Origin of the sequence: Streptomyces durhamensis, assembly GCF_000725475.1 — a bacterium.
Lineage (GTDB): Bacteria > Actinomycetota > Actinomycetes > Streptomycetales > Streptomycetaceae > Streptomyces > Streptomyces filipinensis.
In genome coordinates, this window is the sequence record NZ_JNXR01000024.1 from 55,487 (window position 1) to 69,504 (window position 14,018).

15 protein-coding genes, 1 other RNA gene and 1 pseudogene are annotated in these 14,018 nt (G+C 74.2%); 10 read left to right on the forward strand and 7 right to left on the reverse strand.

Annotated features, from left to right (window positions below):
• The first annotated feature begins 15 nt into the window (after positions 1-15).
• Positions 16-1,368, forward strand: coding sequence for a bifunctional RNase H/acid phosphatase (locus IO33_RS0131125; protein ID WP_031171124.1), 1,353 nt, complete (start codon positions 16-18; stop codon positions 1,366-1,368).
• Here the strand turns inward: IO33_RS0131125 and eda are convergent.
• Positions 1,340-2,020: a bifunctional 4-hydroxy-2-oxoglutarate aldolase/2-dehydro-3-deoxy-phosphogluconate aldolase gene (gene eda, locus IO33_RS0131130; protein WP_031171126.1), complete on the reverse strand. Its 681-nt coding sequence runs from the start codon at positions 2,018-2,020 to the stop codon at positions 1,340-1,342. The two genes, IO33_RS0131125 and eda, sit on opposite strands and share 29 nt — an antisense overlap.
• Before the next feature lie 82 nt (positions 2,021-2,102).
• Entirely contained in the window at positions 2,103-2,894 is a 792-nt protein-coding gene (gene yaaA / locus IO33_RS0131135; protein WP_031171128.1) for a peroxide stress protein YaaA, read from the reverse strand.
• A gap of 74 nt (positions 2,895-2,968) precedes the next feature.
• Between yaaA and IO33_RS0131140 the strand changes: the two genes are divergently transcribed.
• Positions 2,969-4,402, forward strand: coding sequence for an RNB domain-containing ribonuclease (locus IO33_RS0131140; protein ID WP_031171130.1), 1,434 nt, complete (start codon positions 2,969-2,971; stop codon positions 4,400-4,402).
• Here the strand turns inward: IO33_RS0131140 and IO33_RS0131145 are convergent.
• From IO33_RS0131145 to IO33_RS0131155, 3 genes are read right to left on the reverse strand one after another with little or no spacing between them, the layout of a single operon-like run.
• Entirely contained in the window at positions 4,389-4,958 is a 570-nt protein-coding gene (locus IO33_RS0131145; RefSeq protein WP_245235926.1) for a hypothetical protein, read from the reverse strand. The genes IO33_RS0131140 and IO33_RS0131145 overlap by 14 nt on opposite strands.
• A gap of 2 nt (positions 4,959-4,960) precedes the next feature.
• Positions 4,961-5,707, reverse strand: a complete 747-nt coding sequence (locus tag IO33_RS0131150; protein ID WP_031171134.1) for a MerR family transcriptional regulator — start codon at positions 5,705-5,707, stop codon at positions 4,961-4,963.
• A 33-nt stretch (positions 5,708-5,740) separates the two neighbouring features.
• On the reverse strand, positions 5,741-7,288 hold the full coding sequence (locus IO33_RS0131155; protein WP_031171136.1) for an FAD-dependent monooxygenase: 1,548 nt from the start codon (positions 7,286-7,288) through the stop codon (positions 5,741-5,743).
• Between the two features lie 48 nt (positions 7,289-7,336).
• On the opposite strand from IO33_RS0131155, the gene IO33_RS0131160 reads away from it, so the two are divergent.
• The 6 genes and pseudogenes from IO33_RS0131160 (at position 7,337) to rnpB (ending at position 11,148) form a co-directional block, all read left to right on the forward strand.
• Positions 7,337-7,951: a TetR/AcrR family transcriptional regulator gene (locus IO33_RS0131160; protein ID WP_037686412.1), complete on the forward strand. Its 615-nt coding sequence runs from the start codon at positions 7,337-7,339 to the stop codon at positions 7,949-7,951.
• An 84-nt stretch (positions 7,952-8,035) separates the two neighbouring features.
• Complete coding sequence (locus IO33_RS0131165; protein ID WP_031171141.1) at positions 8,036-8,455, forward strand: DUF4260 family protein; 420 nt, start codon at positions 8,036-8,038, stop codon at positions 8,453-8,455.
• On the forward strand, positions 8,448-8,987 hold the full coding sequence (locus IO33_RS0131170) for a TetR/AcrR family transcriptional regulator (RefSeq protein ID WP_031171143.1): 540 nt from the start codon (positions 8,448-8,450) through the stop codon (positions 8,985-8,987). Before IO33_RS0131165 ends, IO33_RS0131170 begins: the two co-directional genes overlap by 8 nt.
• A gap of 20 nt (positions 8,988-9,007) precedes the next feature.
• Positions 9,008-9,829, forward strand: a complete 822-nt coding sequence (locus tag IO33_RS0131175) for an AraC family transcriptional regulator (protein WP_031171145.1) — start codon at positions 9,008-9,010, stop codon at positions 9,827-9,829.
• An 85-nt stretch (positions 9,830-9,914) separates the two neighbouring features.
• Positions 9,915-10,631 (forward strand): annotated as a pseudogene (locus IO33_RS54205) (DMT family transporter); the annotation flags it as partial.
• Positions 10,632-10,746: 115 nt separating this feature from the next.
• Positions 10,747-11,148, forward strand: an RNA gene (gene rnpB / locus IO33_RS46150) — RNase P RNA component class A.
• A 22-nt stretch (positions 11,149-11,170) separates the two neighbouring features.
• Here the strand turns inward: rnpB and IO33_RS0131185 are convergent.
• Both IO33_RS0131185 and IO33_RS0131190 read right to left on the reverse strand, forming a co-directional pair.
• Positions 11,171-11,494, reverse strand: a complete 324-nt coding sequence (locus tag IO33_RS0131185; RefSeq protein ID WP_031171148.1) for a MazG-like family protein — start codon at positions 11,492-11,494, stop codon at positions 11,171-11,173.
• 80 nt (positions 11,495-11,574) lie between these two features.
• Positions 11,575-12,120: a DoxX family membrane protein gene (locus tag IO33_RS0131190; protein WP_031171149.1), complete on the reverse strand. Its 546-nt coding sequence runs from the start codon at positions 12,118-12,120 to the stop codon at positions 11,575-11,577.
• A gap of 128 nt (positions 12,121-12,248) precedes the next feature.
• On the opposite strand from IO33_RS0131190, the gene IO33_RS0131195 reads away from it, so the two are divergent.
• Both IO33_RS0131195 and IO33_RS44630 read left to right on the forward strand, forming a co-directional pair.
• Positions 12,249-12,575, forward strand: coding sequence for a nuclear transport factor 2 family protein (locus tag IO33_RS0131195; RefSeq protein WP_031171150.1), 327 nt, complete (start codon positions 12,249-12,251; stop codon positions 12,573-12,575).
• Between the two features lie 196 nt (positions 12,576-12,771).
• Positions 12,772-13,989, forward strand: coding sequence for a D-alanyl-D-alanine carboxypeptidase family protein (locus IO33_RS44630; protein ID WP_245235927.1), 1,218 nt, complete (start codon positions 12,772-12,774; stop codon positions 13,987-13,989).
• Positions 13,990-14,018: the final 29 nt, after the last annotated feature.

Below are 14,018 nucleotides of genomic sequence, written 5' to 3' on the forward strand. Positions count from 1 at the left end.
TAAGGGGCTGGCGGGGTGCGGGAGTTCATCGTCGAGGCGGACGGCGGGTCGCGGGGCAACCCGGGGCCCGCGGGCTACGGGGCGGTCGTCCTCGACGGGGCCACGGGCGAGCCCCTGACGGAGGCGGCGGAGTACATCGGCGTCGCCACCAACAACGTGGCCGAGTACCGCGGCCTCCTGGCCGGCCTGCGCGCCGCCCACGCCCTCGACCCCTCGGCCCGGGTCCACGTCCGCATGGACTCCAAGCTGGTCGTCGAGCAGATGTCGGGCCGCTGGAAGATCAAGCACCCCGACATGAAGCCCCTGGCGGCCCAGGCGAGGGCGGTCTTCCCCCCGGCCCAGGTCATCTACGAGTGGATCCCCCGCGAACAGAACAAGTACGCGGACCGCTTGGCGAACGAGGCGATGGACGCCGGTGCCAAGGGCCGGCAGTGGTCCCCGTCGGAGTCGAGGGCGGCCCTGGACACCCCGCCCGCCGTTCCCGAGCCGTCGGGCCCGCCGGGCGACGCGGCGGCGGGCGCGGCCCGGGCGCGTGCCGCGCTGGCGCAGGGGCGGACGGCCGAACCGGCCGCCGCGACTGCGGACGGTCGGGCCGCCGGGGCGGCCCGGGCGGGCGAGGGGGCTGCCCCCGCGGTGGGGGAGAAGCCGGGCGCAGAGCAGGCACCTGCCGGTGAGCGGCGGCCCGCCGCTCCCGCCGAGGAGCGCCGCTCGACGCCGGGCTGGAGCAGCGCCCCCGACCTCGGCGTCCCCGCCACCTTCGTCCTCCTGCGTCACGGCGAGACCCCCCTCACGCCCCAGAAACGCTTCTCCGGCAGCGGCGGCACCGACCCCGCCCTCTCCGAGGTGGGCCGCGAACAGGCCCGCCGGGTCGCCGAGGCACTCGCCAGGCGCGGCACCATCCAGACCGTCCTGGCCTCCCCGCTCACCCGTACCCGCGAGACCGCCGCCGTGGTCGCCGCCCGCCTCGGCCTCGACGTGACGATCGAGGACGGCCTGCGCGAAACGGACTTCGGCGCCTGGGAGGGGCTGACCTTCGGCGAGGTCCGCGAGCGCTACCCGGACGACCTGAACGCCTGGCTCGCCGACCCGGAGGCCCACCCCACCGGCGGCGGCGAGAGCTTCGCCGAGACGGCCACCCGGATCGCCGCCACCCGCGACAAGCTCGTCGCGGCCCACGCGGGCCGGACAGTCCTGCTGGTCACCCACGTCACCCCGATCAAGACCCTCGTCCGCCTCGCCCTCGGCGCCCCGCCCGAGTCCCTGTTCCGCATGGAGCTGTCGGCGGCCTCCCTGTCGGCGGTGGCGTACTACGCGGACGGCAACGCGAGCGTGCGGCTCTTCAACGACACGTCTCCTCTGCGTTCCTGACCCCGGCGCCCCCGCCGAGCGCCGCCGCACCCCGCGCCAGCTCCTCGATCCGCGCCCAGTCGCCGGCGGCCACCGCGTCCGCCGGGACCATCCAACTGCCGCCCACGCAGCCCACGTTGGGCAGGGCCAGATACTCCGGCGCGGTCGCCGGCCCGATCCCGCCGGTCGGGCAGAAGCGGGCCTGCGGCAACGGCCCGGCCAGCGACTTCAGAAAGGCCGTACCGCCCGCCGCCTGTGCCGGGAAGAACTTCATCTCCCGCACCCCGCGCTCCAGCAGCGCCACGACCTCCGAGGTGGTCGACACCCCGGGCAGGAACGGCACCCCGGCCCCGCGCATCGCCACCAGCAGCGCCTCCGTCCACCCCGGGCTGACCAGGAACCCCGCCCCCGCCGCCGTACCCGCGGCCACCTGCTCCGGCGTGATCACCGTGCCCGCGCCGACCAGGGCCCGCGGCACCTCGGCGGCGATCGCGCGGATCGCGTCCAGTGCCGCCGGCGTCCGGAGCGTCACCTCGATCGCCGGCAGCCCGCCCGCCACCAGCGCCCGCGCCAGCGGTACGGCGTCGACGGCGTCGGCGACGACCACCACGGGCACGACGGGCGCGAGATCCAGCACGGAGGCGGCCGAGGAGGAGGGCAGCGGTGAGGTCATGCTCCACATCGTGCCCACGGGGTGCAACATGCGCAAAAAGCGTTGCGTATGTTGCAATGGGCTCGCCGGTGGGCGGCGACGCCTAGTGGATCTCCTCCACCAGCACATCCAGCGCCCACGGCTTCCCGGCCTTCACCGGCGCCTGGGCCTCCACCTCGTACCCGAGCCCCCGCAGCGCCTCCACCAGCTCGGCCGGGTCCCTCGGCGCCGCACCGGCCGTCAGCAGGCTCCGTACCATCCGGCCCTTGGTCGCCTTGTTGAAGTGGCTGACGACCTTCCGGGTCGGCGCGTGCAGCACCCGTACGGTCGCCGTCCGCCCCGCGACCTCCCCCTTCGGCCTCCAGGCCGCCGCGTAGGCGGAGGAGCGCAGGTCCAGCACCAGCCCGTCCCCGGCCGCCTCCGGCAGCACCTCGGCCATCGGCGCCCGCCAGTGCCCGGCCAGCGCGCCGAGCGCCGGCAGCTTCACACCCATCGAGCAGCGGTAGGAGGGGATGCGGTCCGTCACCCGCACCGCCCCCCACAGGCCGGAGAACACCAGCAGCGAGTCCGCCGCGCGCCGCCGCGCCGCCGCGTCCAGCGTGGCCAGGCCGAGGGCGTCGTAGAGCACCCCGGTGTAGATCTCCCCGGCGGGGCGGGCGCCGGCCGTACGCAGCCGGGCGTTCTTCGCGACCTCGCCGCGCAGTCCCTCGCTCAGCCCGAGCACCTCGCGCGCCTTCTCGTTCTGGTCAAGGTCCCCGGCGCACAGCTCGACCAGCTCGGTGAGCACGGCCTCGCGCGCGGCGGTCAGCCCCGGCAGGGACAGCGCCGCGAGCTCCAGCGGGGCTCCTTCACCCGAGTTCGCCTTGCCTTCCGAGGGCGGCAGCAGGACCAGCAACACGTACTCCTCACGTAGACCTCCGCGACAGCGTACGGCGTGCCGCCCACCCGTCCGCGCCCTACGCTCGCTGTATGCCCCGCCGCAAGATCCGCGTGACCGGCGCCCCCGAGGCCCCGTTGCGGGCCGCCCTCGCCGCACTGCGCGCCGAGCTCGGCCTCCCGGCGGACTTCCCGCCCAAGGCCCGGGACGAGGCCGAGCGCGCGGCGAAGGCACCCGCCCTGCCGTCGTACGACGCCACGGACATCCCCTTCTTCACCCTCGACCCGCCGGCCTCCCTGGACCTCGACCAGGCCACCCACCTGTCCCGGCGGGGCACCGGTTACCGGGTCCGGTACGCCATCGCCGATGTCGCCGCCTTCGTCGTACCCGGCAAGGAGCTGGACGCACAGGCGCACCGGCGGGTGAACACCCTGTACTTCCCGGACGCGAGGATCCCGCTGCACCCGGCCGTGCTCGGCGAGGGCGCGGCCAGCCTGCTGCCGGACCAGGTCCGGCCCGCCGCCCTCTGGACGATCGACCTGGACGCGGAGGGCCGGACCGTCGCCGTCGACGTGCGCCGTGCCCTGGTCCGCAGCCGCGCCAGGCTCGACTACGCGCAGGCGCAGAAGCAGATCGACGCCGGCACCGCCGAGGAACCCCTCGCGCTGCTCAAGGAGATCGGCGAGGCCCGGGAACGGCAGGAGACCGAGCGCGGCGGCATCTCCCTGAACGTGCCCGAGCAGGAGATCACCGAGCAGGACCACACCTATGTCCTGGGCTACCGGTCACCGCTGCCCGCCGAGGGCTGGAACGCGCAGCTCTCGCTGCTCACCGGCATGGCCGCCGCCGAGCTGATGCTCGCCCACGGCACCGGTGTCCTGCGCACCCTCCCGGCCGCCCCCGACGGCGCCGTCGCCCGGCTGCGCCGCACCGCGACCGCCCTGCGCGTCGACTGGCCGCACCATGTCTCCTACGCCGCGCTGATCCGCACCCTCGACCCGCACGACACCCGTCACGCGGCCTTCCTCCAGGAATGCACGACTCTGCTGCGCGGTGCCGGCTACACGGTGTTCCGTGACGGGGTCCTCCCCGCGATCACCACCCATGCCGCGGTCGCCGCCCCCTACACGCACTGCACGGCCCCCCTGCGCCGGCTCGCCGACCGCTACGCGTCGGAGATCTGTCTGGCCGCCGTCGCCGGCCTGCCGCCGCCCGACTGGGTGCTCGCCGCGCTCGACGCGCTGCCCCGGCGCATGGCCGACGGCTCCCGCATCGCCGGCACGGTCGAGCGTGAGTGCGTGGACATCGTGGAGGCGGCCCTGCTCAAGGACCGGGTCGGGGAGGTCTTCGACGGCTGTGTGGTGGAGGTCGACGAACGCCGGCCCACGGTGGGGACCGTGCAGGTGGACTCGCCCGCGGTCATCGGCCGGATCGAGGGCGACCGGCTGCCGCTCGGCGAACGCCTGCGGGTACGGCTCAGCCGGGCTGACCCGGGCACGACGAAGATCGTCTTCACCGTGGCGTGAGGGCCCGGACGAGGCCGCCGGGGTCGTCGGCGTGCAGCCGCACCACGCTCACCTGCCGGGACCCGCCGAAGAACGACCGGTGTGCGACGGGCGCGGTCAGCTCCAGCTCGACCGACGTCTGTGAACCGACCGCGAGGTCGAGCACGCCGTCCGCCGGCTCGTGCGTCATCCGCGTACGGCGGCGTACGGCGGCGATCGCGTCCAGCGGGATCCGCAGGTCCACATGGGCGCCGTACCGCACCCGCAGGGCCTTGTCGGTCAGCACGTGCGGGCGGACCACACAGGCCGCGTGCAGGCCGACGACGAACAGCACGGTGTAGACGTCCAGCACCAGCAGGACGTCGTGCGCGGTGGGCATGTCGCGGAGCATCACCGACACGCCGGCCGTCTCGACGACGCACACGAAGACCAGCCCCGCCATCGTGGCGCCCTGCCCGCGCGTGTACCCGAACGCCCGCCCACCGGCGGTGCCCTCGGTGCGCCGGGCCAGCCACAGCACCAGGCCGGCGAAGAGACGGGCCTCGTGCCGCGCCAGACGCCCCACTGTCCTCAGCATCCTCATCGCCCCTCCTCCGCAACGATGTTGAGCGCACGGCGGATCACCTCGGCCTGGGCGGGCGCGAAGTCCGCGTACAGGGCGCGCAGGACGGCGTGGTCGGGGTGGACCGGACCGGCGGGCAGCAGTCCCGCGGGAATGCAGCCGGCCAGGGTCCGTGCGGCCACCGCCGCGCGCGGGTCGTCCGGTCCGGCGTCCGCGAGCGCGTCGAGCAGCGCGTACGCCTCGCGGATCCGCGCCGGCGTGTCCGGGTCCTCCAGGACGCCGCGCAGCGCGGACAGCAGCCGCTCCCGCTCCTCGGGCGGTGCCCCGGTGTCGATCAGGGCGAGGAGCTCGCGGTCCTTGGCGGCCGTGGGCGAGTCGCCACCGGACAACGAGCCGAACAGCTCGGCCAGTTGTGGCGAGACGGGCCCCTCGGCGGGCAGTTCCCCGGCGTCCAGCAGCGTCCGCAGCCGCTGCCGGCGCTCCCGGATCTCCGCCTCCTGCCGGGCCAGGTCCTCGTCCAGCTCGGTGAGCACCTCGACCAGGTCCTTCCCGGCGTCGTCGGCGAGCACGTCCCGCACCTCGGCGAGACCCAGTCCCAGCTCGGTCAGTCGCCGGATCCGGGCGAGGACGACGGCGTGCCGGAGGGTGTAGTGCCGGTAGCCGTTGGGCCTGCGCTCGGGTTCGGGCAGCAGGCCCAGGTGGTGGTAGTGCCGCACGGTGCGCGTCGTGACGCCGACGGCGGCGGCGAGTTCTCCGATCCGCATGGGATCAGTACAGACGTTGACGTCGCGGCAGGGTCAAGCGCAGACCGCCGGGGCGCCGAGCCAGCGCTCCAGGGACTCCGGCAGGCCCTTGCCGCCCTCGTCCTCGGCGGCCCAGGCCACGAACCCGTCCGGCCGCGCGAACAGCGCCCTGAGGCCGGACCGGTCCGGACAGGCGAGCGTACGGACCTCCAGCCGGTCGCCGTACCCCTCGGCGCGGGCGCGCAGTCCGGCGTCGTCGGCGAGGTCGAGCAGCAGGGCGCGGCCGGAGTGCAGGTGGTCGCCGAGCCGGGTGCCGTCGGCCAGCACCAGGTCGGGGGCGCTGGCGCCGGTCAGCGGGTGGTCGCCGGGCAGGTCGTAGCGCTGCCATATGCCGGAGATCCGCGTGACGAGGTACGTCGTGCCGGTGGTGGTCAGCGCCAGGTCGGTGACCACCCGGCGCAGGGCGCGGGCGTGCCGGTCCGGGCGCATCACCGCGATCTGGGCGCGGGTCCAGTCGAGCACCCAGGCGCCGATCGGATGCCGCTCGGCGGTGTAGCTGTCCAGCAGGGACTCGGGTGCCGTGCCGCGTACGACGGCGGCCAGCTTCCACCCCAGGTTCATCGCGTCCCCGATGCCCAGGTTGAGCCCCTGCCCGCCGAACGGCGAGTGCACATGCGCGGCGTCGCCCGCGAGCAGCACCCGCCCCTTGCGGTAGTCGGTGGCCTGGCGGGCGTTGTCGGTGAAGCGGGTGGCGCTGACCACCTTGTCGACCGTGACCTCCGGCACGCCCGTGACCCGGCGCAGGCCGGCCTGCAGTTCCTCGGCGGTGATGGGCGCCGAGCGGTCGGCCGGGGGCCTGTCGAACTCCACGGTGAGGATCCGGCCCGGGAAGGGTCCGTGCGCATAGGTGCCCACGTCGGTCGTGTTCCAGCCGGTGCCCAGCCGTTCGGCGCCGGTCAGCTCCACCACCGCCTGGTAGGCGGTGATCTCCGGGTCCGTGCCCGGGAAGTCGAAGCCGGCGAGCTTGCGGACGGTGCTGCGGCCGCCGTCGCAGCCGACCAGCCAGCCGGCGCGGACCGTTCCCTCGCCGGTGTGGACGGCGACCCCGTCCGCGTCGGCGTCGAAGCCGGTGAGCTCCACGCCCCGGCGCACCTCCACCCCGAGCCGCGCGGCCCGCCGGCCCAGGATCCGCTCCAGCTCGGCCTGGGGCACACCGAGCCCCAGGTCGGCCGCCGGGCCGGCGTCCGCCCAGGCCGGGTCCGAGCCGTCGAAGAGATCGGAGTCCATGGGGATCCCGGCGAAGTGCCCGGCGAACTTGGGCGGGAGCTTGTCCCAGCGCTGCGGCCCGCCGCTTCCCCGGAAGGCCCGCAGCCGCTCCCGCGCCGCCTCCCACACCGCCGCCAGCTCGGGCAGCATTCCCCGGCGGTAGAAGGCGATCGCGCTCGGGATGTTGATCGCGCCCGCCTTGATCGTCTCGTCCACCTCGGTCAGCCGCTCCACCACCAGCACCCGCGCACCGCCGAGCCCCAGCTCACAGCCGAGGAAGAGCCCCACGGGCCCGGCACCCGCCACCACCACGTCGTACTCGGTCGTCGTCGTCATGGCTGCTCACTATAGTCACTAAAAATTTTGAGCGGCTATAGTTTTCTCATGTATGAGGAACTCTCGCTGAGGGAGCGCAAGAAGCGCGAGACGCGGCAGCGGATCTCGGACGTCGCCACGGGCCTGTTCGTGGAGCGCGGCTTCGACGCGGTGACGGTCGCGGAGGTGGCGCGGGCGGCCGGGGTCTCCGCGATGACGGTCTTCAACTACTTCCCGCGCAAGGAGGACCTCTTCCTCGACCGTATCCCGCAGGCCGCCGAACTCCTCGCCTCGGCGGTGCGCGACCGCGCCCCCGGCGAGCCCCCGCTCGCCGCCCTGCGCCGCCTCGCGCTGCGCCTGCTCGACGAGCGGCACCCGCTCGGCGGGGTGGGGGAGACCTTCGCCCCCTTCTGGCGGATCGTCGTCGACTCGCCGGCGCTGCGCGCCCGCGCCCGCGAGGGTGCCGAGGAGGTGGAGCGGGCCCTGGCCGCCGCCCTCGCCGGGACCGCCGCGCCCGACCCCCGCCTGCTCGCGGCGCTGGTCGTGGCGGCCTACCGGACGGTCTTCACCGCCTCTGTGCGGCGGCTGATGGCGGATGACGCGGTGGCGGAGGTGGCCCGGGACCACCGGGCGGCCCTGGAGGCGGCCTTCGCCGCACTCCAGCGCACGGGCCTTGACGGCTAACGGTGTTAGCCGTACGGTCGGAATGTGGCTAACGGCGTTAGCCGCATCCTCGCCCGAGACCGCCGTACGACACCGGAGGCAGCCATGACCGCAGCGGCCGGCATCACCCGCGCGCCCCGCTCCGCCCGCACCGTCCTGCGCCGCACCGCCTGGCTGGCGCTCGCCCTGTTCTGGTCGGCCTTCGCGGTGCTGGAGGGCGTCAACCACGGCTGGCTCGCCGGCACCCTGGCCCTGGCCCTCCTCGTCCTGCCGGACCTGACCTTCCTGGTCGCCCTCGGCGACGCGCCCCGCATGGCCAAGGGGCAGCTGCCGCCGCGCGCGGTGCCGTACTACAACGCGATGCACCGCGCCCTGGTCCCGCTCGCACTGATGGTCGCCTACAGCGTCCTGCCCGTCTCCTGGCCGCCCGCCTTCGCGGCCCTGTGCGGCTGGCTCGCCCACATCTCGTACGATCGCGCCTCCGGCTACGGACTGCGCACGAAGGAGGGCTTCCAGCGTGCCTGAGCGTCCCCCCGCCACCGACCGGCTCACCCCCCGCGCCCGCGAGATCGTGGCGGCCGCCCGGGACCTCCTGGAGGAGTCCGGGCCCGCTCTGCTCACCATGCGCACCCTCGCCGACCGCCTCGGCATCAGGGCGCCGTCCCTCTACAAGCACTTTCCCGACAAGCACGCCGTGGAGGTCGAACTGACCGCGCGGATGCTCCAGGAGTCGGCCGAGGCCCTGGAGGCGGCCGAGACCCGCGCGCCCGGCTCCCTCGCAGCGCTCGCCGAGGCCTACCGCGCCTACGCCCTCGCCCACCCGCACCTGTACTGCCTGGCCACCGAACGCCCGCTGCCCCGCGCCGAACTCCCCGCGGGGCTGGAGGACCGGGCCGCCCTGCCGCTGCTGCGCGCCTGCGGCGGCGACCTCGACCTGGCCCGCGCGACCTGGGCCTTCGCCCACGGCATGGTCGTCCTGGAGATCCACGGCCGCTTTCCCGCCGACGCCGACCTGGACGCGGCATGGAAGCGGGGCCTGAAAGCGTTGCACCCCTAGGTGAACGGGGTGGAGGGCGAATGGCTGAACAGGCGCTGTGGACGCGGGCCCGGCTGGGCCACGGCGGGCCGCCGCTCGACCTCCTGACGGCGGACTTCCGCCGGCACACCTACGCTCCGCACGCCCACGAGGAGTACACCGTCGGCGTCTGCGTCGGCGGCTGCGAGGTGATCGACTACCGGGGCGGCCACATCCGCACCGGACCGGGCACCATCGTGGTCCTCGACCCCGGCGAGATGCACACCGGCGGCCCCGGCAGCGCCACCGACGGCTACGCCTACCGCGCCCTGTACGCCGAGCCGTCGCTGCTGACCGACGGCATCCTCGGCGGGCTGCCGTACTTCCGCGAACCGCTCCTCGACGACCCCGAGCTGGCCATGGCGCTCCGCCGCTCCCACACCGAGCTCACCACCTGCCCGGACCCGCTGGAGGCCGAGTCCGTCCTGCCGTGGCTGCTGACTGCCCTGGCCCGCCGCCACTCCACGGCCCGGCCCACGTCCGACGTGATCCCCGGCGCCGGCGCGATCGCGCTGACGGTCCGCGACCGACTCGCCGACGAACTCACGGCACCGCCCCCGCTCGCCGGCCTCGCCGCCGACCTCGGGCTGTCCCGCTACCAGCTGCTGCGGGCCTTCCGCACGACCATGGGCATACCGCCCTACGCCTGGCTCGCCCAGTACCGGGTGACCCGGGCCCGTGCGCTGCTCGCCTCCGGACTGCGCCCCGCCGAGGTGGCCCCGCTCGTCGGCTTCGCCGACCAGGCGCATCTGACCCGCTGGTTCCGCCGCGTGCTCGGGGTGACGCCGGCGCAGTACCGCAACAGCGTTCAAGACACCCCGTGAGGACACGGCCGAGACTCACGGCATGACTGCACGTGGCTGGTTCCTGTTCTCCCTCATGGGAGTGATCTGGGGCGTTCCCTATCTGATGATCAAGGTGGCGGTGGACGAGGTGTCCCCGCCCGTGGTCGTGTTCACCCGCTGTGCGCTCGGCGCGGTGCTGCTGCTCCCCTTCGCCCTGCGCCAGGGCGGCCTGCCCCGGACCGTGCGCACCCACTGGCGCCCCCTGCTGGCCTTCGCGTGCCTGGAGATCATCGTCCCCTGGTTCACGCTCACCGACGCCGAACGGCACCTGTCCAGCTCGACGGCCGGTCTGCTGATCGCGGGCGTGCCGATCGTGGGACTGGTCGCCGCCCGCACGCTGGGTGACACGGAACATCTCGGAGCCCGCCGCATCACCGGCCTCGCCCTGGGCCTGGGCGGCGTGACGGTCCTGACCCTTCCCCACCTGACCGGCGGCGACGCCCGCTCCCTGGCCGAGGTCCTGCTGACGGTCCTGGGCTACGCCACCGCCCCGGTGATAGCCGCGCGCCGGCTGAAGGAGGTCCCGTCCCTGCACCTGACGGCGGCCTGTCTGACCCTGGCGGCCGTCGTCTACGCCCCGGTGGCGATCGTGGCTCGGCCGGCGTCCGTCCCCTCGTCCACCGTCCTGGCGGCCCTGGCCGGCCTGGGCGTGCTCTGCACGGCGGTGGCGTTCGTGGCGTTCCTGGAGCTGATCAAGGAAGCGGGCCCGACGCGGGCGACGGTGATCACCTACGTCAACCCGGCGGTGGCCGTGGCCGCGGGCGCGGTCTTCCTGCACGAGCCGCTGACCCCCACCATCCTGGTGGCCTTCGCCCTCATCCTGGCGGGCTCGGTCCTGGCCACGGCCGCCGGTCCGCGCCGGCCCCGGCGCCCGGTACCATGGTCGACACGGCAGACGAGCCGGGCGGGCGGCCGCGTGGAGTCCCCCTAGGGGGCTTCCCGAGGAACGTCCGGGCTCCACAGGGCAGGGTGGTGGCTAACGGCCACCCGGGGTGACCCGCGGGACAGTGCCACAGAAAGCAGACCGCCGGGGATCTCGTCCTCGGTAAGGGTGAAACGGTGGTGTAAGAGACCACCAGTGCCCAGGGTGACCTGGGCAGCTAGGTAAACCCCACCCGGAGCAAGGTCAAAAGGAGGCACCTCGGTGTCTCTGCGCGGACGTTCGAGGGCTGCCCGCCCGAGTCCGCGGGTAGACCGCACGAGGCCGGTGGCAACACCGGCCCTAGATGGATGGCCGTCGCCCCGGCGCCCGCGAGGGCACCGGGGAACAGAACCCGGCGTACAGCCCGACTCGTCTGCCCCACCCCCCGGGCGGGCCGCTCAGCGGCGGGCGGCCACGCGGGCCAGATGACGGGTGAACACCTCCCGCGCGTCCGGTGTCAGCGTCCGCAGGGCCACCAGCGCCGTGATCGCCACATCGCACAGCTCCCCCTGTACGTCCTCCCAGGTGTGGGTGACGCCCTTGCGCGGGTTCTGGCCGGTCGTACCGATGACCGCCTCCGCGACCTCGCCGACCTCCTCGGAGAGCTTGAGGACGCGCAGCAGGAGCCCCTCGGTCCCGGTGTGCGTGCGGGCGGACTCCAGGCGGGTCCAGAGGTCGTCGACGGTCGGCCACAGAGCGGCGGGGGTGTCCGGATCGGTCATACCGGCCAGCGTCCCACGCCGCCCGGACCGGCCGTCGGCCACTCTCGCGAAGACCACCCCCGTTCCTCGCCACCCTCTCCCTACTCCTCGAACAGCACCTCCTGCTCGCCCTCCCGCCGCGCCCGCACCCGCTGGGTGCGCAGGCCCACGACCAGCGCCGTCGCCGCGGCCGTGGCGCCGAGGGCCGCCGGGACCATCCAGCCGCGGTCGAAGACATGGCCGAGGGCGTGGTCCAGGGAGATCCGGCCGGGGCCCGTGACCGCCAGGCCCGCTGCGGCGAGACCCAGGCTCGCCGCGTGCTCGTAGCCGCCCTCCTGGACGAAGAAGCCGTTGGGCAGGTGGACCGCCGCCGCCCCCGCCATCGCGCCGGCCGCCGCCGCGCCCGCCGCCGGGGTCGCCAGGCCCAGGGCGAGCAGGGTGCCGCCGCCGGCCTCCGCCAGCCCGGCCGCCGTCGCGCTCGCCTTGCCGGGCGCGTAGCCGACGGACTCCATGAACTGGCCGGTGCCCTCCAGACCGTGCCCGCCGAACCAGCCGAACAGCTTCTGCGCGCCGTGCGCGGCCAGCACCCCGCCGGTCCCCAGCCGGAGCAGCAGCAGGCCCAGATCACGTCGGTCGTAACAGCTCACGGTGACTCCCATGCAGACAGGCGGACGGGTTCCTCCCGTGTTTCCACCGTCGCAGCTCGCACACCGGCGGGCCCGCCGTGGCGGGCGTTCGGGTGGCGGGTCCGGGACGGCGATGTGAACCTGGCGCCATGACGATTCAGCCAGCCAAGCTCAGCGATCCGGCCGTCCGGGCCTTCGTGAACGCCGTCAACTCCCATGACAGGGAAGGCTTCATGGCGTTGCTCGCGCCGGACGCGACCATGGCGGACGACGGCTCCGACCGCGATCTCGCCGACTGGATCGACCGGGAGATCTTCACCTCCCACGGCCACCTGGAGGTCGACAACGAGTCCGCCGGCGGCCGCGCCCTGCTCGCCCGCTACCGCAACGACACCTGGGGCGAGATGCGCACCAGGTGGACCTTCACCGTCGAGGACGACGGACGGATCTCCCGCTTCGAGACCGGGCAGGCCTAGCCGGACGGGAGAAGCGGCCTCGGTCCACGTCGACCTGCACGGTTCCACGACCGGACGCCGCCCCGGTGCGGGCCGCCGAGATGTGCAAGACCCGGAAAACCAGGGGAGCTCATCGGATTTTCATAACGCGGCAAATTCCGCGCCGTACCGGTCGCCCTGAAGGAATCCCCTGCTGGGCGCGGTGTACGGTCCCCGGGTGCGTGAATGTTCCCGGCTCAGCCGGCGTGCCGTCCTCGGGCTGACGGCCGCTGCCCTTCCCGTGTCCACGGCCACCGCGGCCGCCGCCGTCGATTCCACTGTCATCGGGGGCGAGCAACTGGCCCGCTCCGGCGTCCAGGTGCGCGGCGCCTCGGGCCTGCCCAAGAAAATCACCGCCCGCTCCTGGCTGATCGCCGACCAGGACAGCGGAGAGGTGCTCGCCTCGTTCAATGCGCATCAGCGGCTCGCGCCCGCGTCCACACTGAAGATGCTGTTCGCGGACACGGTGCTGAAGAAGTTCGACCGCACCGAGCGGTACACGGTCAAGGACGCCGATGTCGCCGACGTCCCGGCCGGCTCCAGCCTGGTCGGCATCAAGCCCGGCATCACCTACAGCGTCGACCAGCTGTGGCAGGGCGTGTTCCTGCGCTCCGGCAACGACGCCGTTCACGTGCTCTCCCACATGAACGGCGGGATCGCCAGGACCGTCGCCGAGATGCAGGCCAAGGCCGAGGACCTGCAGGCCCTGGACACCCATGTGGTCAGCCCCGACGGCTTCGACCACCCCGGCCAGATGTCCTCGGCGTACGACCTCACGCTGTTCGCCCGGTACGGTCTGAAGGACGCCGACTTCCGCGGCTACTGCGGCACGCGGACCGCCGACTTCCCGGCGGGCGGCAAGAAGACCTTCCAGATCCAGAACACCGACCGCCTGCTGACCGGGGCATGGGGCCTGAGGACGTACGACGGCCTGATCGGCGTCAAGAACGGCTACACCAGCCACGCCGGCAACACCTTCACCGGCGCGGCCACCCGCGGCGGGCGCACCCTGCTGGTGACGGTCATGCACCCCGCCGAGGGCAGCAACGCCGTGTACGAGCAGACCGCCGCGCTGCTCGACTGGGGCTTCGGCGGCGGGCGTTCGGCGCAGGCCGTGGGCACGCTGGTGGATCCGCTCAGCGAGGGCGGGGCGAGCGCGGGTCCGGCGCCCGCGGGCAAAGCGGCCCGGGCGGCGGCCGGCGCGCCCGGGCGGGGCCCCGCCAAACCGTCCACCGGACGGCTGGTGGAGGGCGCGGCCGGTACGGCGCTGCTGCTGACGGCGGCGACGGCGCTGGTGATGAAACGGCGCCGCAGGGCCGTCGCCGCGGCCGCGACGGCCGAGGTGTCCCAGGAGGCCGTTCAGGTGGCGGAGCCGGGCGGCCGGCACCGGCGCTGAAGCATGCGGCGGCCGTTCCACCGACCGGT